The sequence below is a fragment of the Arcobacter sp. 15-2 genome (assembly GCF_047159865.1).
Classification (GTDB): domain Bacteria; phylum Campylobacterota; class Campylobacteria; order Campylobacterales; family Arcobacteraceae; genus JAIOSF01.
Genome location: NZ_AP038804.1, coordinates 2067234 through 2090796 on the forward strand (window position 1 = coordinate 2067234; position 23563 = coordinate 2090796).

Genomic DNA, 23563 nt, shown 5'->3' on the forward strand with positions numbered 1-23563 from the left:
AATTAAATAAACAAAAGGAAATATTATGACACACCCAAACGAAGCACTATTTGAATCAGGAAAAAGTTTACCAATAATCCCAACTTGTGAGCACTTTGCAGGAAGCGAAAAGCTAATCCTAAAAGGTTTCGAGATGCAAAAAAAATTAGGACCAGTTTTTGATATCACTTGTGATTGTGAAGATGGAGCTGAAACAGGTAAAGAGGTTGAACACGCTGAGATGATTGTTAGAGTTGTTAATTCTGATGCTAACCCTTATGCAATGGCAGGTACAAGAATCCATGATTTCTCACACCCAGATTGGAGACAAGATGTTGATATTTTAGTACCAGGTGCTGGTGAAAAACTTGCATATATCACTTTACCAAAATCAACTTCTTATGAAGAAGCTAAAACACAAATTGAATATATACAAAAAGTGGCTAAAGAATCTGGTATTTCAAGAGAGATTCCTATTCATATTTTAATAGAAACTCATGGAGCATTACAAGATGTTGAAAAAACAGCTACGCTACCATGGTTACAAGTTTTAGATTTCGGATTAATGGACTTTGTTTCAGGTTACCAAGGTGCAATTCCAGCTTCAAATATGAGAAGTCCAGGACAATTTGATCATAGATTAATTGGTGCTGCTAAAGCTAAAGTTGCTCAAGCTGCTATCCAAAATTGTGTGATCCCTTGTCATAATGTTACACTTGATCTTAAAAACCCATACCAAACATATAAAGATGCTGAGAGAGCTAGAAATGAGTTTGGATTCTTAAGAATGTGGTCAATTTACCCAACACAAGTACAAGCAATTGTTGATGCAATGAAACCAGACTTTACAGAGCTAGAAGCCGCACAAAATATTCTTTTAGCTGCTCAAGATGCTGAGTGGGGACCAATCCAATATGATGGTGAGTTACACGATAGAGCTACATACAGATATTTCTGGGAACTTGTTCAAAGAGCACATTTATCAGGTGGAAAATTACAAGAAGAAGTTAAAACTAGATTTTTTTCATAATTTCTAACATTTAATTCAACATTTTTAAACTAAAATTCAGATAAGAAGAGTATTCTTCTTATCACATAAAAAACAAAGGAGAAAAAATGAATAGTAAAAAACTACTCGTCAAGGTCGCCAACCATAGTGAGAAGAGTTTATACCCCAGGTAGATTTTAAAGACAATATAAATTTAACTACCTATAAACTTCTAAAAACAAATTCTCACTCAAAAAAATAATCAACAAAAAAATAAACTTATTGTCAAATATTAAAATTTGAAGGTAAACAAAATGAATAAAAAATATATAAACGCAGATGATTTAAAAGATTATTTAGGTTTCGGAGTTGCTGGTAACTTTGCAAACCACTTAGGTGAAGCTGGTGAAGCAGATGAATTCGCAGTGATCAAAACAGAAGAAAAAGATGCACCAAAAGGATTATTTCCTTTTTACATTCCAAATAATGAAACATTTCTAGGAACATATCCAATTTGTACAGATGAGATAACTCACAATGATATAGAACACTTACAAGTTGAAGCAGAAGTTGCTTTAGTATGTGATTTTGAATTTAAAGATGGAAAATTATTGGATATTATTCCAAAATACTTTGGTGCTTTTAATGACTGTTCAAACAGAATTCAAAATGGAGATAAGTTAAGTACTAAAAAGAACTGGGGAGCAGGTTCTAAAGGTATAGCGAGTGACCTTATAGAGATAGACAATTTTGAAGAAGACGGAATATTGAGTAAATTTCATATCGCTTCATTTATTAGAAGAGATGGCATTTTAAGAGACTATGGAACTACAAGTGCAGTTAAGTCATATTCGTACTTTTTTGGTCAATTAAAAGATTGGATGATAGAGAAGTTTAACTCTCAGCAAGATATGGGACCATTAGAAGAGATAAATCCTTTTATTAAAGATTTGGATAAGCACAAAGGTTTATTAATAGCAGCAGGTGCTACAGCATATAGTGATTTTGGAAAAACAAACTTTTTAGAAAAAGGAGATGAAATTTTTGTATATGTATATGATGCTCACTTTCACTCTTTTGAAGATATCATGCAAGATATGTCAGGTATGGATATTCTTTTATCACAATGCTCTAAACTACATCAAGTAGTTGTTTAAAATATAAAAGGTTCTTTAAAAAGATACCTTTTATATATCCACCATCGCTTTAAAAAAAGCTCCGCTTCTTCCTATGTTATCAACATGAACATGTGATCTTTCATCAAGTCTACCATCTTCGATATACTGTTTTTTTACTTCTAATATAACAGGAGTAGTAACACCAGGTAAATCTACTGTTTGGTAAAACTCACAAAAAAGTGCTGTTTGAGTTGAGCTAATCATTGGGGGAAAATCTTCGAGTGGTCTTTGTACATCTATAGAGTATTCTTCTATCTCACTCTTTTCTTTTTCTAACATAGTAGAGCATAGTTTTACATCTTCTGTGTTGTCTTTGTTTACAAAACAAATAGTTGCTTTTTTGTGTTTTAAAATGTTGTGTAAAGAATCTTTTGGTACATCTTTTTCTTTTTGTCCTATTGAAACCACGACAACAGGAGGATTTGAAGAAAGTGGTACAAAATATGAGAAAGGTGCAGCATTTACTACACCATTGTCTTCAGTTACTATCCATGCAATAGGACGAGGAACTACTGTATCTGACATGATTTTATATCTATTTAAATCATTTATATCTTTATAATCTATAATCATTTATAACCCTTGTTTTTTATGCATTAATGATATAGAAATATCTTTAAATAAGGACTTAAAATAAGTATAGAAATATCACTTTTCAATAATATAATTTTCTAAAACTTTGTGATTTATCTCACCTACAAATTTTTGTATTAAAAGACCATCTTTTGTGTATAAAAATGATTCAGGAATCATCTTCACATCATCTAACGCTTTTGCAAGTTTATAGTTTTCTTCCCCTACAGTAATTGGAAAGTTCACTTTATACTTTTTTAAAAATTTATTCAAATCTTCAGAACTTGTTTTTTTGTCAAATAACACACCTATAATGATAAAATCTTCTTTATATTTCTCTTGTAGTTTTACAAAAGATGGCATCTCTTTTATACATGGTTTACACCAAGGTGCCCAAAAATTTAATAATACTTTTTTCCCATTTAATTGCTTTGAAAAAAGGACATCATTTGAAAGTTCAAATGATATCTCTTCACCTTTTGTAGTTGTAAGGGTATATGTATCTAGTTTTTTAATCTCTTTTTTATACTTTACATCTACACTTTGTACCTCTTGAGCTTTTTGTGATTTTGAATCGCAAGAAACAAAAAAAAGTGCAATAAAAATAGTGTATATCAATTTGATTTTCATTTTAGTTCCTATTTATAAATTTCAGACTCTACTAAATCATAAAGTGCTTTTTTAGTATAATCTTTTAGTATTTTTCCATTTACATAAAAAGTGGGTGTTCCTGTTACACCTAACTGTATAGCATCTTGTCTATCTAATTGTAACATAGTATCAACATTTATAGTTTCAAAATCAGCTCTTAACTTTGCCATATCTAAACCAGCTTGCGGTAAAAATGTCCATAATAACTCAGGCATTGGGTTGTGGTGTTGTGCCCATTGAGGTTGATACTTAAATATGATTTCAAGTGTTTCATTATATTTGTTTTGAAGCCTAGCCGCTTCTAGTAGTTTTACTGCAAATTTTGAATTGTTATGATTTGCTAAGTATCTATACACAAGTTTAGTTTCGACTTTGTAGTCGTTGAATACTTCTTTTATAACAGGATGAAATGCACTACACGATTCACATTCTGGATCTAAAAATTCTGTAATAGTTACTTTGTTTTTATTTTCTCCAAAGGATGGGGAATGTTCCCTTACAAATGGAGCTCCCTCATTGTTTATAGCTAGTTGTTCCGTTTTTGTATCGATACTTTTTTGATAAAAATTTGCTACTATTATAAAAGCAAGAAGTAACAATCCACTTGCAAACAATACTATTTTTTTATTTTTCATTTATTTTCCTTTTTGTGAAACTAATAAGATAAAGATCATAAAATATGCGATAAAAGATAAGAATGGAATAGTAATAAAACCAAACCAATTTATATATTCCGTAGAACAAGGAACACCGCTTACACAAGGTACAATAGACTCAGGAATAATATCAAACATCAAGAGATTGTGATATATTGAGAAGAGTAATCCTACAGTAACTAGCGTTATTGCATATTTGAAAACTTTATCATCAGGATAGAGTAAATTAACTAAAAAAATAAGTACTAGTGGATACATAAATATACGCTGATACCAACACATTGAACATGGGATAAAGTTCATTATTTCACTAAAAAATAAACTTCCCAATGTTGCTATACTAGCTATTAGAAAACATAAAAATATGACACCTGTACTTATTGTTTTTTTCAATTCCATTCGACACCTTCGTTACATAACACTTATTTTTAATTTGTTATTCTAGACTAATAAATGAAGAAAGTGATTAATAGAGTAATATAGTTTTATAATAAAATCTTATTTTTATATTACTACCATTTATCTTTTGGTGGAACATACTCTTTGATAGCTTTTAAAAGTTCTTCTTGTTTATCTGTTTGTATTAACATATCTAAGTACTCTTGTTTTAAAAACTTAGCATCACACATACCTTCAATCATCTCAAACAGTTTATCATAAAACCCATTTACATTTAAAAAAGCACAAGGTTTGTTGTGAAATCCAAGTTGAGCCCAAGTCCAAACTTCAAATATCTCTTCTAAAGTTCCAGCACCACCTGGAAGTACAACAAAAGCATCTGCCATGTCTGCCATCATAGCTTTTCTTTCGTGCATATTTGATACAATATGAAGTTCTGTTATACCCTTATGAGCCAACTCTTTTTCTTGAAGTTTTTCAGGAATTACACCATAAACTTTTTCACCATTTTCCATTACGGAGTCAGCAATAACTCCCATAAGTCCAACATTTCCACCACCATAAACTACTTCTATATTGTTTTCTACAAAAAACTTTCCTAACTCTTTTGTAGCATTTGTATATTCTATATTGTTTCCACTACTTGAACCACAAAAAACTGCTATTTTCATTATTATATTCCTTTTGTATATTGATATTTGTTGTTAAATAAAAAAAGGTAGAATAAATATTCTACCTTGACTAAAAAGCTACTAAAAAATTATTTTGAAGCTTTTTTCATCTTTTTGTCTGCTCTTTTCTCTTTTAATGATTTTGCAGGTGCAGTCTTAGCTGACTTTTGAACATCTTTTCCTTTTGCCATTGTAACTCCTTTTTTATATTATGAAACATTATAGCCTAATAAAAAAAATATAGTATGTATTTGCTCTTTTCTTGTGTTTTTTTGATATAACAGCTAATTTAGTTCTATATTACACACTATTTGCGCATGGTCACTTTGAAGAAGCGAACCATGTGGATTATTGTGAAAATGCTTATTATATATTTCGTATGAAGTTATTTTTCTTATAGTTTTTTTTTCGTTTGTAACAAACTCTTTTGAAACAAATATATAATCTAAAACACTCCCTTTCCCTTGAAAATAACTTGTGGGTGTTCTTTGTATTTTTTTCTGTTCAGGATGAGGGTTGTGAATTTTTTTATCTACTAAATTATAACAGTCATATAAAAGATATGAATTTTCTTTAGTATTTTCATGATACGCTTCGTTTGTAAGTGCTTCTATTGTGAGTGAAAACTCTTTGTCATTTAAATCACACATAAAAATAATAGGAGTATTAGTTTCTTTGATATCAAAAAATAAAGATGATGCTTCACAAAGTCTTTGTTTTAAGGACTTAGATATGTTTTTTTCTAATGCATCTTTGGTTTTTAATATCTTCTCTTCTAAGGTATGCTCTTTTCTAAATAAATATTCAAGTTCATTTTCTCTATTTGATTTTAAATGATTGACATAAACAGTTATTATTTGTTTATCTGGAAGTTCAATAATTGCTTTGATAGGAGTTCTTGAAAACTGAAAATTATCTTCAAGTTTATGTTTTACAATGCTTTTTGTATCTGCAGGTACTTCTACAATTTCTAAAATAGGGTATTTTGAAACAAGTGCAACTGTAGTGCTTATAAATATATTTGGGTCTTTGTTGTCTACTTTAGCATCTTCTACACTCACAAAATAATCAAATCCAAGTTCTTTTGTAAGTTTCTCTAAGGCATTTTTTGAAAATACTTCTTGAAACCCAATAACATCACAATTCATATCAATGATTTGATTTTTGATCCATGCGGTTTTATCTAGCCATTGTTGTTTTGAAAAGCTATTTTTTTTATCATACCACGAGTAGGGAGGTTCGACAAATTGAAAAAGATTAAAAGTCCCTATTCGTAGTGTTTGCATTTCAGATTTAATTTCGTTTATTTTTTCTATTCATACCAATAGAATTCATGGTTTTAAGAGCATAAAATACTTGTATAGCTGTTGCATGTGATGGTTCATTGTGTATTGTTTCACCCTCTGCACAAGTAAGATTTGCAACTTGCATAAGCTCTTCATCTGTTACATTTTCTAGTCCAATATCAGCAAAAGTAGTAGGTAAACCAATCGATTCACAAAAAGTAAAAACAGTATCTATTATCTCCTTACTTTTGTCTGTTAAAATTAGAGAGGTTAGGGTACCAATAGCAACTTTTTCACCATGAAAATACGCGTGAGTTGGCTCAAGTGCAGTTAGTCCATTGTGTATGGCATGAGCAGACGCTAAACCTCCACTTTCAAAACCTAGACCACTTAGTAAAGTATTTGCTTCTACGATATGATCGAGCGCTGGTGTTACTGCGTTTGCATCACAAGCCATTTTTGCTTCTACTCCATATTCTAAAAGTGTTTCATAACACACATTTGCCAAAGCATACGCTGTCATAGAACCTACATCACCACTCATATTCCCAGCAAAGTTTTTCTTGCAAGATTGTGCCTCAAACCATGTTGCTAAAGCATCTCCCATACCAGATACTAAAAATCTAGTAGGTGCATCTGCTACTACTTTTGTATCTACAAGAACCATGTCTGGATTTTTATCTAAGATAAGATATCTTTTAAATGTACCTTCTTGAGTGTAGATAACAGAAAGAGCACTACAAGGTGCATCAGTTGAAGCAAGAGTAGGGATGATAACAACAGGTTTTTTAAGCATATGGGCAACTGCTTTTGCTGTATCTAAAGTTTTTCCACCTCCAATACCTATGATAACATCAGCAGAACATTTGTTTACTAAGTCTATAAGTCTTTCTATCTCTTCATCTGAACACTCACGACCAAACTCTTCTATTGTTATTTGTAATGTTTTTTCTACTTCTGTAAGAAAGTTAGGGAGTAAATTATTGTGAGCAAATGGATCACAAATCATAAAAGCATGATTTCCAAGTTTAGATACATTTGTACCTAAATCTTTTAAAATATCTGCACCTTGTACATAACGATTTGGAAATAGGGTAGTAGTTTTCATTTTATTTTCTCCTAAAATATAAGTTTATTTTCTATTCTTATTTTAGGTAATATGGACTTAAAGTTCTCTATTTTAAGTCACACTTTCCAAATCTACATTTGAGAAATCTATAAATCATAAATATGAAAAATAAACCTATTGCTATTTCGAATGTTTTGTATAGTAGTTCCATTGTTTCTCCTTTTTTAGTTTTTATTTCATTAATCTTTGAAACAATATATCTTCTAAATTTCTACTAGAATCTACAACTAATAAAATATATACTTTTTTATCATCTATCTTAAATAAGATTCTCCATCTTTTATGGATGATTTCTCTATATTTTAAGATTCCAATTTGTTGTAGTTCTGGTACAACTCTTTTTCGTTCAGGAAAATAATATAAACTATCACACTCTTTTTTAATTTCAAAGAATATCTTTTTTGCAGTATTTACACTGTCTATTTTGATATATTCAATTATTGATTCTAAATCATACTGAGCGTTATTAGTCCATATAACTTCAAAATCTTTCATTTGATTTTATCCAAATAGTTTTTGTTCTAAGTTATCAAACATTTCATCTTGTTTTACAATATCATCTTTTTCAATATCATTTTCACTTTGAACAATAAGTTTTAATAAATTTAAAGAGTTTTTCATATTTTCATAACTTTTGATATCTTGAACTACAGCTTTTGCTTCACCATTTTGTGTGATGATGACTGTTCTTTGTGTATCATTCACACTATTTATCACATCGGCTGTTTTTGCTTTTAGATAACTAATAGGTTTTATGTCTTGACTTAAGTTCATACTCTATCCTTTAATAAGAATTTTATATATTGTACCAAATAAAGATTTAATTTAGTATTGAGGCATTAACAGACATTTTATTGAAAGACAGTTATTATGACTAAGAAATTACTAGAAATACTGAGAGATAAAATTAGAATGAAACATTATAGTATTGGTACTGGAAGAACTTATTTGTATTGGGTCAAAGTTATATTTTACATCATAATTAAAATATCAAAAAGAGATAGGTTTGTTTTTATTGAATATTTTTAAAACACTTATTTTAGTTTTATAAATTTTAAATTGTATAGTATATTTTTTAAATATCATATCTCTAACATTTTTATCATTTAAATAAATAGATTGTCTACATTTCAATGGTGAATTTATCAAGTTTTCTATTTGTTCATTTAATTCATTGTGGAAATTTACACTAGCACTAATCTTATCTTTTGCTATGTGTTTTAAAATATTTAATAGTTGAGTTTTATATAATCTTGTTCTAAAGATTTTCATTAGCTTTTAAATCTTTAAAAAATATTTCCATTTCATTGTCGTATTGTTCTTGTGATAACATTTCCATTGTACCGTTTTCAGATTCTTCAATAACTTGTTCTAATTCTTTTTTTCTTTCGTAAAAATATGGGTCATGTTCTAAATTTTTGTCTTTTGTAATCGTGATGCTTTCACTATGATTATTCACATAATTCATAAATTTCTGTAGATAATTATCTTGAATTTGTACTGACATTGTATGCATAATGACCTCCATTTGTAGTTTATGTATTATTATAACAAAGATTAAATAAAATCATTTAATCTTTATCATCTATAAAAAAAGGTAGAACCTAAGTCCTACCTTTTTAGTTTTTAAGATTTAACTCTTAAGCTTCAGTTTTTCTGATTCTTAATGCTAACTCTTTTAGTTGCTCTTCACTTACTACATCTGGTGCAGAAGTTAAAAGACACTGTGCTTTTTGTGTTTTAGGGAATGCGATAACATCTCTAATAGAATCAGTTCCAGCCATAAGCATAATCATTCTATCGAAACCTAAAGCAAATCCACCATGTGGAGGTGCACCAAACTCTAGTGCGTCAAGTAAGAATCCGAATTTTTCTCTTTGTTCCTCTTCACTTATATTCATAAGGTCAAATACTTTATTTTGAATATCTTTTTTATGAATTCTAATAGATCCACCACCTAGCTCTGTACCATTTAAAACGATATCGTAAGCAATAGACTCAATAGCTTCTAAATCAGATACATCGTCTAAAGATTTAGGCATAGTAAATGGATGATGAAGTGCTTTTGTTTTACCATCTTCTGTTTCGAACATTGGGAAGTCAACTACCCATAAGAACTCAAATGTATCTTCTTTGATAAGGTTCATTTGGTTTGCAAGTTCGATTCTTAATCGTCCCATATAATCCCATACAAGTTTTTTAGCTCCAGCACCGAAGAATATAACATCTCCAACTTCAAGCTCACATCTGTCTACTAACTCTTGTAGTTTTTCAGGTGTTTCTTCGAAAAATTTATTTAGTGGACCTTTAAGACCATCTTCTTTCATTTGGAAGTATCCAAGTCCAGAAGCTCCGAATTTTCTAACGAAATCTTCGAAACCTTTCATTTGTCTTTTTGAGAATACATTATCTCCGTTTGGTACTTTAAGTGCTTTGATTCTGTTGTTTACTTTATCTTTAGCGATGTTTGAGAAAATATCTAAAGTACACGCTTCAAAGATGTCAGAAACTTCTGTCATCTTTAAATCATATCTCATATCTGGCTTATCAGAACCATAATTTTCCATAGCTTCGTTGTAAGTCATTCTAGCGAAAGTTGTAGGTACATCTTTTCCACAAGCTTTAAAAGTATCGTGGATCAGTTTTTCAGCAACTTTGATAACATCTTCTTGGTCACAAAAAGACATCTCAACATCTATTTGAGTAAATTCTGGTTGTCTATCTGCTCTTAAATCTTCATCTCTGAAACATTTAGCAATTTGGAAGTATTTATCAAATCCAGATACCATTAAAAGTTGTTTAAATAACTGAGGAGATTGTGGAAGTGCATAAAATTCACCGTTGTGAACTCTTGATGGTACTAAATAATCTCTAGCTCCTTCTGGTGTAGATTTAGTAAGAATTGGAGTTTCTACATCTAAGAAATCCATCTCATTTAAACAGTTTCTAATAGCGATATTTGCTGTACTTCTTAATTTAAAAATATCATAAGATTTTTTACTTCTAAGTTCTAAGAATCTATTTCTTAGTTTAATCTCTTCATTTACTTTTTCATCATTTAAGTCAAAAGGCATAACTTTAGATTTGTTTTCGATAACTAACTCATCAAGTACAATTTCGATTTTACCAGTGATAAGATTTGGATTTTCAAGACCTTCACCTCTAGCTCTAACTTTACCAGTTGCGATTAAAACATACTCATCTCTTACACCTTCAGCAATTTCCCATGCAGCTTTGTTGTCTGTAGGATCACATACAAGTTGAACGATACCGTCTTTATCTCTTAAATCAATAAATATAAGACCACCATGATCTCTTCTACTATTTACCCATCCAGCTACTGTTACTGTTTCACCAATATTTTTTTCTGTTACTTTTGTACAATAATGTGTTCTCAATATTTTACCTTTTAATTGTATTTATTATATATATTTTGCGATTATATCCAAAAATTGGTTAAATTAATCTAGTGTGTTACAAACGCTCTAAAACTACTTTATTTTTACCTGTATTTTTAGCTTCATAAAGAGCTTTATCAGCTCTTTTAAATAAATCATTTGCTTTATCTGTTGTTCTAAATTGTGAAACTCCAAATGAACAGGTTATTTTTAAATTATTACTAAAAGTATGTCTTTCTATTGTTGCTCGTAATTTTTCTGCAACAAATAAAGCATCTTCAATAGCTGTATGGGTGAGATTTAAAGCAAACTCTTCTCCTCCCCATCTTGAAACCACATCACTATTTCTAGATAATTTAGTTAATATTTCAGCTAATTCTTTTAAAATTTCATCACCTACATCGTGCCCATAAGTGTCATTTATAGATTTGAAATTATCAATGTCTATAATAATCATAGACATCTCTCTACCTTGATATCTATTTATTTGCTCTATTTCGTATTGAAGAAGAGTATCGAATTTTCTTCTATTGTAAAGTTTTGTCAAAAAATCTTGTGAAGCTGTTGCTTCAAGTAAAGATGTTTTTTTCATAAGTTCATCGTTGATTTTAGAAAGCTCTAATCCTCTATCTCGTATAACTTCCATCCATTTATTATTGATCAATCTTAGTAACTCTTGTTGTGTTATAACTCCTGCAATCTTGTCATTTTCATCAGTGACTATAAGTCTTTTGAAATGTTTTGTTCTTATAAATCTCAACGCTTCATAGATTTTCACATCTTTAGGTAAAGTTTCTAATGGTGAACTCATATATTTTTTAATAGGCAGAGTAAAATCAGCAGTTTCACTTACAATATTCAAAAAATCTTTTGTTGTAAAAATTCCTAATGGTTTTCTCTCATCATCTATGATAATAACAGAATCCACATCTTCATTTTTCATAATTTTGATGGCATTTATTGTAGCTTCATTTTCATATACAGTTTGCACCGTATATTGAAGCATTATTGATGAAATAGTTTGTTTTTGTAGTAACATTTGAGGATCAATATTATTTATGATATCCGTTTGTGACAATATCCCTACAACCTTTCCTTGATCTAAAACAATGAAGTATTCGCTTATTAAATCATCTTTATTAGTAATCTCCAAAACACTTACATTTGCATCTATTTTTTGTATTTTTGGGAGATTTAATTCATTGAGTTTAGTATCTAGTGATAGATTTTTGATTTTGTATTCAATGGCATTGTTTGTTGTAAAAATAAAATAGTTTTTACAATCCTCTTCTGTGATTAAAACTGAACGAACATTTTTCTCTGTCATCAGTTTTATCGCATCCGAAATCGTTGATTTAATGTTTATACTTACAATCTCTTTTGTACATATGTCAGATACAGTGGGCATCATACTAAAATCCTTTATATTGTTTTACTAAATCTTCTTTTATCTTCTGGTATATTGTTTAGGTATGCATCAAATGGCATAGAGATATTTCGAATAAGCATTGTTCCTGTTTGGCTTACTTCTATTTTATCTTCTGTTATAGTTACAAGGTCAGCTTCTACAAACTCTTTTAAAGCTTTTAAAGCATCATCAAAATACTCTGCAAAATTGATATTGAACTCTTTTTCTACTCTTTTCATATCTAAACTAAAGTTAGACATAAGTTCCATAATAACAAACTGTCTTAAAATATCATCATCACTTAGTTTATATCCCTTAAATACAGGTAATTCACCTTTGTCTATAGTCTCTTCATAAGTTGGCAGGTCTTTAAAGTTTTGAACATAATAATCAACTCCATCACCAATACTAGTAACCCCAATACCGATTAAATCAGCTCCACCTTTAGTAGTATATCCTTGAAAGTTTCTGTGTAGTTCACCTTTGTCAATTGCTTTGAAAAGTTCATCTTCTGGTTTGGCAAAGTGATCCATACCAACCATTTTATAACCTACTGAACCAAAAAATTCTATACTATCTTTTAAAATTTCAAGTTTGGTTGATGGTGGTGCAAATGTAGTTTCATCAAATTTTCTTTGTGTTTTCATCATCCAAGGAACATGCGCATAGTTAAATACTGCTAGTCTATCTGGATCTAGTTTTACGATATCTCGAATTGTTTTAGCAAAAGTTTCTTTTGTTTGATGAGGAAGACCGTAAATCAAATCAATATTTATAGATTTGATTCCAGCATCTCTTGCTATATTCACAACGGCTTCAGTTTGTTCATAAGGTTGTATTCTATGTATAGTTTTTTGTACCTCTTCTTGAAGATCTTGTACTCCAAAACTCAATCTGTTGCACCCTGCATCTTTTAAAACATCCATATGACCTTGATTGAAATATCTTGGATCTACTTCACAACTTATCTCAGCATCATCTGAAAAGTTTGGAAAAGTTTCTTTTATACTATCCAATACCTCTTTTAATTGTAATGGATCTAAAAATGTGGGAGTTCCTCCACCAAAGTGCATTTGAGTTACTGTTCTATTGGTGTTTAAATATTGTGCCAATATAGAAAGTTCTTTTTTTAAGTACTCTATATATCGAGTCTTTTTTTCCTCTTTACTTGTGAAAATTACATTACATCCACAAAAATAACAGGCACTTCTACAAAAAGGGATATGGATATAAAGTGATAATGGTCTATCATCACTTTGAGATTTGAATTTTTCTTTTAAATCTTCAAAAGTAAAATCGGTATTAAATTCTGGTGCTGTAGGATAACTTGTATATCTAGGTCCTGGTCGTGAATATTTTGTAAATTTTGTAAAGTCTATCATCTATTTTTCATCTCTTTTTCTATCTAGCCATACCATGATAGCTTTTTGTGCATGAAGTCTATTTTCTGCTTCAGCAAAAATATTTGGAGCGTATTTTTCAAAGACTTCTGTACTTACTTCATACTCTCTATATGCAGGTAAACAGTGTAAGAAAATAGCTTTTTTATGTGCTAGTTTCATCATTTTTGCATCTACCATATATCCTTTAAAGTCTTTGATTCTTTTCTCTTTTTCTTCCTCTTGCCCCATAGAAACCCAAGTGTCAGTTGTAACTACTGTTGCACCTTTGATAGCTGATTTTGGGTCATTTGAGATGATTAATTTAGCACCAGATTTTTTAGCTATTTTAAGCGCATCTTTTAAGATTTTTTTATCTACTTCATAGCCTTTTGGTGTTGCAACTCTTAACTCAAAACCAAGTTTCGCTGCAAGCATAAGCCATGAATGAGTCATATTATTTCCATCGCCAACATAAGCTACAATAATATTATTCTTTAATCCGCATTCACAAATAGTAAGATAGTCAGCCATTAGTTGAATAGGGTGAAATTTATCTGTAAGACCATTGATAACAGGTACTTTAGAATATGAAGCAAACTCTTCAAGCTCTTTTTGAGAATCATTCCTGATCATAATCATATCAACCATACTAGAAATAACTCTACTAGTATCAGAAATAGGCTCACCTCGTCCTAGTTGGATATCATTTGAACTTAAAAATAATCCTACTCCACCTAGTTGATAAATACCAGTTTCAAAACTAACACGAGTTCGTGTACTACTTTTTTCAAAAATCATACCTAAAGTTTTATTTGGCATGTATTTTTTCATCACTTTTTCTTTAGTCTCTTTTTTTATACTGATTGCTAATTCATTTATTTCGATTATCTCTTCTTGTGTGAAGTCTTTTAATGTTAAAAAATGTCTCATAGTATTAAATTTCCTTATCTCTTATTATATTTGCACCTAATGCAGTTAATTTTTTTTCTAGTTTATCATAACCTCTGTCAAGATGATAAATTCTATGTATATTTGTTTCTCCATCTGCTACAAGACCTGCTAATACTAAAGCACTACTGGCTCTTAAATCTGTAGCCATTACATCTGTACCTAATAGTTTTTTTGGTGTCCCTTGAATATTGGCAGTTGTTCCATTTACTGTGATCTCGGCTCCCATTCGTACAAGCTCACTTACATGCATAAACCTATTTTCAAAAAGCTTTTCATCTATAATGCTCATACCATCTGCCATAGTTGCAAGTGCCATAAACTGAGCTTGCATATCTGTTGGAAACCCAGGATATTCTGTGGTGATAATATTTACAGGTTTTACTTTATTTGCAGGTAAAATAGTGATGCTAGTTTTATCTTTTAATATTCCAAAACCCATCTCCTCAAATTTTGCTAAGACAGCATCTAAATGTTTTGGTTCAACATTTTCAACTTTTAAAATAGCATTTGTAATAGCCCCAGCACAAAGGTATGTACCAGCTTCGATTCTATCTGGAATGATTGTAAAATCTTTCATATCTAAAAGTTGTTGTTTTGAACCCTCTATAGTAATAGTGTTTGTTCCTATACCTTCTATATAGATACCTGCATCTCTTATAATTTCACAAAGTTGAATCACTTCTGGTTCTTTAGCTGCATTTACAATTGTTGTTTTTCCATCCGCTAAAGCAGCTGCCATAACAATATTTTCTGTACCTGTTACAGTGATTTTATCAAATACAATAGTTGCACCTTGAAGACCTTTTGGCGCTTTAGCTTCGATGTATCCATTTTTGATCTCTATAGTTGCACCCATTTGTTCTAGTGCTTTTAGGTGTAAATCAACTGGGCGTTGACCAATAGCACAACCTCCAGGAAGAGAAACTTCACAATGTCCAAATCGAGCCAATAAAGGTCCTAGAACCAAAATAGAGGCTCTCATCGTTTTTACTATTTCGTATGTTGCTTTTGTTTTATCTATAGTTGTTGAATCTATTTGTAAAAAGTTTTTATTTTTGTCATAGGTTGCCCCAAGCATCTCAAGTAATTGTAGTAATGTATTTATATCTACAACATCTGGTAAGTTTGATATGTTTAGTTTATTTGATGATAAGATAGTAGCTGCTAAAAGTGGTAATGCTGCATTTTTAGCTCCACTAATTTTAACACTACCTTTTAGGTTTTTTTTTCCAATTACTTTTAAATAATCCAACTGGTACATCCTTTTTTTTGAAAAATAACGTTCATTATAGCTTTTAAATAATTTAAATACAATATAATAGTCTAAAAAGCGATAAATTAATAATTCAGATAATTATATGCTTAATTAGTTACAATTGTTGTAAGAATTTTAAAGGAATATATTTTGAAAAAACTTTCAGTTTCAATCGACATGGGTGCAAAAAACAATGGTGTATTTTTAGTAAAAAGTGATGGTACTACTATCCAAAACAAAAAAGCTACAAATATTATAGTAGATAATATAAACTTTTCAAAAAAAAGTCGAAGAGAAAATCGTCACAAAGATAGAAACTACAAAAGAAGAAAGCTAGCTAAAAGACTTTTAGAAGAGTTCATAGACTTTGCAAAGTATACTCAAAATCAACAAGAACTTATCTTAGGGCTTCTAAACAATAGAGGATATACTTTTATCTCAACATCTACAGAGTTTGAAAAACTCAATGATGAAACAGTAAAGTTTATAAATAAATACTTTGAAGAACTTAACGGATTAATTTCAAAAGAGGATTTTGAAAATAAAGTAAGTGAATTTGAAAATTTAGATGAACTAAAAGAGTTTATACATAGTACCAATGAAAAAATAGGTATTGAAACAAAAAAGAAAAAAGCAGAGTTTTATAAAGAGTTTCAAAACTCTTTTTCTAGCTTTATAAAAAAAGATTTGATAGTAGTTAGAGATTTATTCTCAAATATCTTAAAAGAGTTAGATACAGGAAGTAAGCCAAGAGCTAAATACCTTGATGAGATAAAAGAGGAGATAGAAAAAGATTTTAATTTTATCAAAGAGTACTCAAAAGAAGAGTTTTTTTATCTTATAGGAAATATCTCGAATTTTCAGCTAAGAGTATTAAGAAAGTATTTCAATCAAAAATTTGATAATAAACTAGATATTTTAAAACTAGATTTAAAGGTACGAAGATATTTCAAAGCTTTTCACTATAAAAGTGAAAAAGAAAAAGCTCAAAGAAAAGAGCTATTTAGTATATTAGATACTCAGCCAAATATTATAGAGTTTTTAATATCTACAGACCCAAGCCTTACTATTCCACCTTATGAAGATATGAATAATCGTGACACTTACAAATGTAACTCTATGCTTATAAAGTGCGAGCTAATAACAGATGAAGTAAAAGAAACAATAGATTATCTACTTTCAAAACCAGAATTTTCAAATCTTCTAATCTCATCAAATGAGGGAGTATTTGAAAAAGAGGAACTACTAAAAACAAAAGTAGTATCAGGAAACAAACAAATCAAAGAGGACTTTACTTACTCAAAATATCTTCAAAGAATACTAGATGCTACAAGTGAGATAACTACAAGAGAACTAAATCCTAGAAATGTATTCAAACATAAAGCAAAGTTTGAAAAAGGAAGTATTGATAGTATAGTATGCTTTCAAAAAGTATTTGGTCTAAAAGCCTATAATAGCTTAAAAGATATAGCTACAAAATACTACAAAGAGGAGGAAAAGATACACAATGGTATCTATGAAGAGTCAAACTCTATTTTTGTAAAGTGTAACACAAACACACCTTATAAAAACAATGCAAAACATATCTTACTAAAACCTATATACTCTTATAGCTTTTCAAGTGAAGAGTCTGATAAGTTCTTAGAAGATATAAAAGCTACAAAAGGTTTACAAACAGCCCTTCAAAGAGTAAGTGATGAAGCTAAAAAATACCAAAATAGTTTTTATCATATCATTGAAGCTTGTTTTAAAAATGAAAAGTGTGTAGATGATAAAGATATAAAACTAATAGTAAAAAATATAAACAAAAACTTCTTAGATTTAAAACAGATATTAAAAGATAAAAATACTTACCTAGATGAGATAGAAAGTGTAGATGAATCTAATCTAAAAAGAGTCATAAACATCTTCAAACAAACCTATGAGATACTTTTCAAAGAGTTAGGGGGATTTAATAAAACTTGTAAACACTGTACAATAGAAAATGCCCTAAGAAGTGATGAGAGTTTAACAATAGGGAAAAGACTACTATCCGATGTAGCAAAACCAATAGATGGTATGCTTGATATGATGCTAGATAGACTTGCCTTTGAGATAAGTGAAAATATAGATGAAACTGATATAAAAGATATAGAAAAACTAGAGATACTATTAGAACAAAACAGATTTGAGTTTGAAGAAAATCTAAATACTATAAAAAGAGCAAATGACTCATCTATAAAAAAATACAAAAGAGAGAACAAAGATAAACTAAATGTAGATATATGTCCATATAGTGGAAAAAGTTTTGATAAAGGTGACTGGGATCATATATTACCTCAAAGTAAGGGAGTGTATAACTCAAAAGCAAATATGATTTATTGTTCTGTGGAGGGTAATCAAAAGATAAAAGGCAATCAAGATTATACTTTAGAAATGTTACATGAAAAACACCTTAAAAAAGTATTTGGCAAAAAGTCACTTGAAGAGATAAAAACTATCATAAAAACAGGAATAGAAAGTATAAATATAGATAACTTTACAAACTTTGACAATCTAAAACTACACCAACAAATAGCACTAAGATACGCACTGTTTTTAAGAGATAGTGAAGAATTCAAAAAAGCTTTTGAGATACTAAGACGAGATAAGATAAAAACTTTTTCAAATGGTACTCAAAAAAGATTAGCAAGATTTATCTATGAAAAATTATCTAAAAAGTTTGGAACGAGCTTTAAAAATATAGAAGTAGATAGTAAAACAATAGATAATCAACTAGTAAGAACCACTAGAAATATTTTATCGGCACAAAAACAAGAATTAGAAAAAAAAGAGATTCAAGATAGTCATTCACACTGTATAGATGCTATGGTAGTATTTTATCTCGCAAACTCTACTATAAAAGGAAGAGCCAATAAGAAAAAAGAAAATATAGCCTCACTAGTTCCACTTTTTGATTTTGAAGATATTTATTTAGAAGAATCAGGTATAAACAACCTTTCAAAGAAAAAGACATTTATTAACTCTCCTACAAAAGAGTTAGGTTCATATAAACTTTTTGATGATACGATTTATAGTGAACAATACAAACATATCACAAATAAAAACAATAAAAAAGAGATAGATAAACTTATAGAATATGCACTATTGTTTGATACTAAAAATGGTAAGAAAAGATATCTAAACTCTTTTGAAGAACTAGAAGAGGGAAGAGTTTATAAAATAGATGTACAAAAAGTATCAAATACTTTATATGATTTATTTATAATTAAAAATAACACTGAACTATATAGTCTAAAGTTTCTTGACAAACTTCAATATGTAAGCTCAAGAAAAGAGATAGAAACTATATTTTTTGATGATAAGCAAACAAAACTAAAAGAGTTTAGTGCTATTAAAAATATCCCTTACTTTAGTCAAAAACTCTATAAAGCAGTATATAAAAAACTTCAAGAGTGTGAAAGCCTTTTTAAAACAAATGAAGATGGAAAAACTTTTTTAAATAGTGAAGTATTAAATAAACTTTTAAAAGATATGTTTGACTCAAAACAAAAAGAGGAAAATAGACAGCAAAGAAAAAGAGCTAAAAAAAGACACAAATACACACTACCTATACTAGGAAGTGCAAAGTTTAGAATAAAAAGAAAAAACACATGGCAAGTACTAGGAAACAAAGATATAGCTACAAAAAACTATATAATAAATGGCGATATAAAACCTATACCATATTTTACAAAAAATACTATACCTTTAAAAGTAGCTGATTTGTTGGATTGTTTATTGATAGATGAAAACAGTAAACCTGTTTATGAAGTCGATAATATTGATATCGAAGATGTAAGTAAATATTTGGTAACTCTTAAGTATCTAGTAAGTGAATCAAAGAGATGTACTCTTCAAGTTACTTTTATAAAGTCAAGTTTTAAAGATATAGGTTTTAGTGATATAACAATATTTGATGGTGCTAAAGATGAAGTGTTTAAATCTTTTTTAGAAAACTATATAGAAAACAAAGACTTGAAACTAAATAGTTTTTTAGGTTCTATACGAGATGGACTAAAAGCAAAAGCCACACTTATAGATAATAACGCAAAAACAATAACACTTCAATATAAAGCAGGGATAACAAAAGATAAAAAACAAATAATCCTAAATAATATAAAGGATTAAAATGTCAAGTATAGTTTCTAAAAAAGTAGATTCAAATGAAACATGTCATAGTAAATAACTACGGGATGTTTCTAGGGCTAAAATCCCAAAGACTCACTATAAAACAAGATGGAAATATAAAAAATGAGATAGCTTTAAATAGAATAAAAACTATTCAAGTTTTATCTCGTGGCATTTCTCTGTCTAGTGACCTTATAAATACTTGTGCGGTAAGAGGGATAAAAATATTTTTCAATACTTTTAACTCTTTTTCAGCACTTCATGCAATCTATGAACATAAATCAGTTCAAGTGAGAAAAAATCAATTTTTAAAATGTGACACAATAGATGGATTAGAACTTGCAAGAAAACTTATAATAGGAAAACTAAAAAACCAAAGAGCAACACTTTTATATAGTAGTAGAAATATCAAAGATGAAAAAAAAGATAGAGTGATAGATCTTTTTGATACATCTATTGTACAACTTAAAAATGCAAAAGATATCTCAAAAGAATATATTATGGGAGTAGAGGGTGTAAGTGCTAGTTATTATTTTGAGTATTTACGAACCATGCAACTTTTTCCTACCTCTTTTAAGTATCGTACAAAAAGACACTCAGAAGAGATAACAAATATCGCTTTAAACTATGGATATGCGATACTGTTCAATTTTATTTACAAGTCATGCACAAATGCTGGATTAGAACCTTATTGTGGTGTACTTCATAGTGTAAGAAGTGCAAAACCATCATTGATACTAGATATTATGGAAGAGTATAGAAGTTTTGTAGTTGATAGAAATGTGATAAAACTGAGAAGTAAACTATCTAAGATGAAGCCTGAAAATTTTGACAAGATAAAAAAAGAGTTAGCCACTGCTATTTTAAGTACACTTACAAAAAAATATAAATACAATCATAAAAAACTTACCTTAGAAAGTATTATACAAAGACAAATATATAAAATATCTGGATATTTTTGTGAATCAGCAAAATATAAATCTTATATTTTTAGGTGGTGAAAATCATATAAAAAGAGTGAACTGCTTCACTCTTTTAGATTTGGAACCGTAAACGATGTGCTATAGGCACCGATGGAGGCATTATGTATAGTCAAATAATAGTAAGCTATGATATAAGTGATACAAAAAATCGAACAAAGTTTTTCGAAGAGTTGAAAAATGTAGGTTTGATTTCAATACAAAAATCTGTATTCTGGGGATATGTATTGGTTAGTGAAAAAAGAATTATCAAAGAACTTTTTAAAAAATACTGTGATATTAAAATAGATAAAGCATTTATGTCAAATGTTTCTTTAGATAAAGATATGAAAAATAGTTTCGGTTATGATGAAGATGATTTTAAACATCCTGAGAGTTTTGAAATAGTATGATACCTATAAATCTTATAAGACAGTATCATTTCTGTCCTAGAATTGTTTACTATAATTTGCTTACAAATATAAAACCATATTATCCAAGACAAGTAAGTTTAGGAGAAGAGTATCATGAAATTCAAGAAAAACTATCAAAAAATAGAAAGTTTGTAAAACTTGGTATAAATTATGATGAGATTATATTAAATAAATATTATGAAAATGAAAAGTTAAATATCTGTGGTATAGTAGATTTAGCTTTGATATGTAAAAATGAGATTGTACCTATTGAGTTTAAATTTGTTGATTCGAAAAAACCTTCTTATTCTCATGTTTTACAATTATATGGATATGGTTTATTGATAAGTAATACTTATAAAAAAGATTTTAATACGGCTATCATAAGCTACTCAAATAATATGAAAATATTTAAAATACCTATAACTCCAAAGATAAAAAATGATTTTTTTGATACTATGAAAAATATTGAACAAATTGTAAAAAATGATATTTTACCAAATAGTAGTGCAGATGAAAATAAGTGTGGTCAATGTGAATATTTAAATTTTTGTGATGATAGATTTTAAAAGTGACGGATGGGTATGGTAAAGACCAGTGACCCATTTCATTTGTATTTATCCGTCATTATGATTTCAACCAGAGGTTGAATCTATTTATAATTTGTTAGAAGTAAAGTATAGCATTTTTTCCACAAATAAGCAACTTTTTGAAGTTTTTTTTAAAGTGGTAAAAATTATAATTAACAAACTCTATAAAGCCCTTAATAAAGGGCTAAAAATTTGCTCTAACAAATTATAACTAGACTCAACTTAGTTTGAAACTTCTCTTTGCCTTTCCACTCGATTATATCAGTACATAATCTAACAAATTATAACTAGACTCAACTTAGTTTGAAACCCTAGACTTGGTAAAACTAAACTACTAAGGTATTTCTAACAAATTATAACTAGACTCAACTTAGTTTGAAACAAAGATAGTATTTCTTTGTACTTGTCAGCGTTAAACTAACAAATTATAACTAGACTCAACTTAGTTTGAAACGAATAGTAAGTTGATCTTTGAGTTATAGGATTATCTAACAAATTATAACTAGACTCAACTTAGTTTGAAACAAAAATATTCATAGCGGAGATGAAATTTCAGCTTTTCTAACAAATTATAACTAGACTCAACTTAGTTTGAAACCTAAAGCTGATAATGAGGTTAAACTGATTGCTAGTGCTAACAAATTATAACTAGACTCAACTTAGTTTGAAACTTGTCATCATATTGTTTTGCGGATTGTTTATCCATCTAACAAATTATAACTAGACTCAACTTAGTTTGAAACTACGGTATCTTTTATTAAATGAAGCGAAATTATACTAACAAATTATAACTAGACTCAACTTAGTTTGAAACGCAATTAATTCATATTTATTTTTGTCTTTTGTCTTTCTAACAAATTATAACTAGACTCAACTTAGTTTGAAACTCTAGAAAACTCTCCCTTTAATTGCTCTACAAGCTCCCTAACAAATTATAACTAGACTCAACTTAGTTTGAAACTCGCCTGAAATAACATCTCTACAATCGCTTTCTTTTCTAACAAATTATAACTAGACTCAACTTAGTTTGAAACGAAACTCTCCATCTTCTTGTACTAACTGTTGAGTATACTAACAAATTATAACTAGACTCAACTTAGTTTGAAACTTAACCAATCTAATTCATTCATCTTATTTACCCTTTTCTAACAAATTATAACTAGACTCAACTTAGTTTGAAACTGTTTTGAACTTCACTAAATGATTTCTCTCCTGTAGCTAACAAATTATAACTAGACTCAACTTAGTTTGAAACACAATGCTTTATTTTACTTTCACAGATGGAGAGATCTAACAAATTATAACTAGACTCAACTTAGTTTGAAACTATCCCCATTATCGTTAGCAATATTATCAGCTAAACTAACAAATTATAACTAGACTCAACTTAGTTTGAAACTTGATGTTAGAACTATTCCATACAGCCCATTACTCTAACAAATTATAACTAGACTCAACTTAGTTTGAAACAAAGTGTGGGCGACCATTCTCAATCTTTCCGTTTTCCTAACAAATTATAACTAGACTCAACTTAGTTTGAAACAGCTC

The 23563-nt window shown here is 29.1% G+C and carries 22 protein-coding genes and 1 CRISPR repeat array (1 of these 23 running past the window's edge); of the genes, 6 read left to right on the forward strand and 16 right to left on the reverse strand.

Annotation, left to right across the window (positions count from 1 at the left end):
• The first annotated feature begins 25 nt into the window (after window positions 1–25).
• Window positions 26–1009, forward strand: a complete 984-nt coding sequence (locus tag ACMCMH_RS10395; RefSeq protein ID WP_412725293.1) for an HpcH/HpaI aldolase/citrate lyase family protein — start codon at window positions 26–28, stop codon at window positions 1007–1009.
• A gap of 272 nt (window positions 1010–1281) precedes the next feature.
• On the forward strand, window positions 1282–2124 hold the full coding sequence (locus ACMCMH_RS10400; RefSeq protein ID WP_412725295.1) for a DUF5718 family protein: 843 nt from the start codon (window positions 1282–1284) through the stop codon (window positions 2122–2124).
• Window positions 2125–2154: 30 nt separating this feature from the next.
• Here ACMCMH_RS10400 and ACMCMH_RS10405 read toward each other — a convergent pair whose 3' ends face one another.
• The 16 genes from ACMCMH_RS10405 to murA form a co-directional block, all read right to left on the reverse strand.
• Window positions 2155–2718 carry a flavin reductase family protein gene (locus ACMCMH_RS10405; RefSeq protein ID WP_412725297.1) on the reverse strand — a complete coding sequence of 188 codons (564 nt, stop codon included), beginning with the start codon at window positions 2716–2718 and terminating at the stop codon, window positions 2155–2157.
• 75 nt (window positions 2719–2793) lie between these two features.
• Window positions 2794–3348, reverse strand: a complete 555-nt coding sequence (locus tag ACMCMH_RS10410; protein ID WP_412725299.1) for a TlpA family protein disulfide reductase — start codon at window positions 3346–3348, stop codon at window positions 2794–2796.
• 8 nt (window positions 3349–3356) lie between these two features.
• Window positions 3357–4004 carry a DsbA family protein gene (locus tag ACMCMH_RS10415; RefSeq protein ID WP_412725301.1) on the reverse strand — a complete coding sequence of 216 codons (648 nt, stop codon included), beginning with the start codon at window positions 4002–4004 and terminating at the stop codon, window positions 3357–3359.
• Window positions 4005–4424 carry a disulfide oxidoreductase gene (locus tag ACMCMH_RS10420; RefSeq protein ID WP_412725303.1) on the reverse strand — a complete coding sequence of 140 codons (420 nt, stop codon included), beginning with the start codon at window positions 4422–4424 and terminating at the stop codon, window positions 4005–4007.
• 113 nt (window positions 4425–4537) lie between these two features.
• On the reverse strand, window positions 4538–5095 hold the full coding sequence (locus ACMCMH_RS10425; protein WP_412725305.1) for a TIGR00730 family Rossman fold protein: 558 nt from the start codon (window positions 5093–5095) through the stop codon (window positions 4538–4540).
• Window positions 5096–5379: 284 nt separating this feature from the next.
• Window positions 5380–6381 carry an endonuclease/exonuclease/phosphatase family protein gene (locus tag ACMCMH_RS10430; protein WP_412725307.1) on the reverse strand — a complete coding sequence of 334 codons (1002 nt, stop codon included), beginning with the start codon at window positions 6379–6381 and terminating at the stop codon, window positions 5380–5382.
• 7 nt (window positions 6382–6388) lie between these two features.
• A complete protein-coding gene (locus ACMCMH_RS10435) occupies window positions 6389–7489 on the reverse strand; it encodes a glycerol dehydrogenase (protein ID WP_412725309.1) in 1101 nt (366 codons plus the stop codon).
• Between the two features lie 192 nt (window positions 7490–7681).
• Window positions 7682–8005 (reverse strand): type II toxin-antitoxin system RelE/ParE family toxin, encoded by a 324-nt coding sequence (locus ACMCMH_RS10440; RefSeq protein ID WP_412725311.1) that lies wholly within the window; start codon window positions 8003–8005, stop codon window positions 7682–7684.
• A gap of 6 nt (window positions 8006–8011) precedes the next feature.
• A complete protein-coding gene (locus ACMCMH_RS10445; protein ID WP_412725313.1) occupies window positions 8012–8284 on the reverse strand; it encodes a type II toxin-antitoxin system Phd/YefM family antitoxin in 273 nt (90 codons plus the stop codon).
• Between the two features lie 216 nt (window positions 8285–8500).
• Window positions 8501–8782, reverse strand: a complete 282-nt coding sequence (locus tag ACMCMH_RS10450; RefSeq protein WP_412725315.1) for a type II toxin-antitoxin system RelE/ParE family toxin — start codon at window positions 8780–8782, stop codon at window positions 8501–8503.
• Window positions 8769–9026 carry a hypothetical protein gene (locus tag ACMCMH_RS10455; RefSeq protein ID WP_412725317.1) on the reverse strand — a complete coding sequence of 86 codons (258 nt, stop codon included), beginning with the start codon at window positions 9024–9026 and terminating at the stop codon, window positions 8769–8771. The genes ACMCMH_RS10450 and ACMCMH_RS10455 overlap by 14 nt, the downstream gene beginning before the upstream one ends.
• A gap of 124 nt (window positions 9027–9150) precedes the next feature.
• Window positions 9151–10908, reverse strand: coding sequence for an aspartate--tRNA ligase (gene aspS / locus ACMCMH_RS10460; protein WP_412725319.1), 1758 nt, complete (start codon window positions 10906–10908; stop codon window positions 9151–9153).
• Window positions 10909–10984: 76 nt separating this feature from the next.
• Window positions 10985–12319 carry a diguanylate cyclase gene (locus ACMCMH_RS10465; RefSeq protein ID WP_412725321.1) on the reverse strand — a complete coding sequence of 445 codons (1335 nt, stop codon included), beginning with the start codon at window positions 12317–12319 and terminating at the stop codon, window positions 10985–10987.
• Window positions 12320–12330: 11 nt separating this feature from the next.
• Entirely contained in the window at window positions 12331–13698 is a 1368-nt protein-coding gene (gene hemN / locus ACMCMH_RS10470; protein ID WP_412725323.1) for an oxygen-independent coproporphyrinogen III oxidase, read from the reverse strand.
• The gene (argF, locus tag ACMCMH_RS10475; RefSeq protein ID WP_412725325.1) at window positions 13699–14628 is read right to left on the reverse strand and encodes an ornithine carbamoyltransferase; all 930 of its coding nucleotides are present in this window, start codon (window positions 14626–14628) and stop codon (window positions 13699–13701) included.
• Between the two features lie 4 nt (window positions 14629–14632).
• Entirely contained in the window at window positions 14633–15901 is a 1269-nt protein-coding gene (gene murA, locus ACMCMH_RS10480; RefSeq protein ID WP_412725327.1) for a UDP-N-acetylglucosamine 1-carboxyvinyltransferase, read from the reverse strand.
• A gap of 153 nt (window positions 15902–16054) precedes the next feature.
• Here murA and ACMCMH_RS10485 point away from each other — a divergent pair, with 153 nt between their 5' ends.
• The 4 genes from ACMCMH_RS10485 to cas4 all read left to right on the forward strand — a co-directional run bounded on the left by ACMCMH_RS10485 (window position 16055) and on the right by cas4 (window position 21994).
• On the forward strand, window positions 16055–20053 hold the full coding sequence (locus ACMCMH_RS10485) for a hypothetical protein (protein WP_412725329.1): 3999 nt from the start codon (window positions 16055–16057) through the stop codon (window positions 20051–20053).
• Between the two features lie 35 nt (window positions 20054–20088).
• A complete protein-coding gene (gene cas1, locus ACMCMH_RS10490) occupies window positions 20089–21054 on the forward strand; it encodes a CRISPR-associated endonuclease Cas1 (protein WP_412725331.1) in 966 nt (321 codons plus the stop codon).
• Window positions 21055–21137: 83 nt separating this feature from the next.
• Complete coding sequence (gene cas2, locus ACMCMH_RS10495) at window positions 21138–21425, forward strand: CRISPR-associated endonuclease Cas2 (RefSeq protein WP_412725333.1); 288 nt, start codon at window positions 21138–21140, stop codon at window positions 21423–21425.
• Complete coding sequence (gene cas4, locus ACMCMH_RS10500; RefSeq protein WP_412725335.1) at window positions 21422–21994, forward strand: CRISPR-associated protein Cas4; 573 nt, start codon at window positions 21422–21424, stop codon at window positions 21992–21994. Before cas2 ends, cas4 begins: the two co-directional genes overlap by 4 nt.
• 218 nt (window positions 21995–22212) lie before the next feature.
• Window positions 22213–23563: direct repeats of the CRISPR family, unit length 37 nt; unit sequence CTAACAAATTATAACTAGACTCAACTTAGTTTGAAAC; it runs 140 nt beyond the window's last position.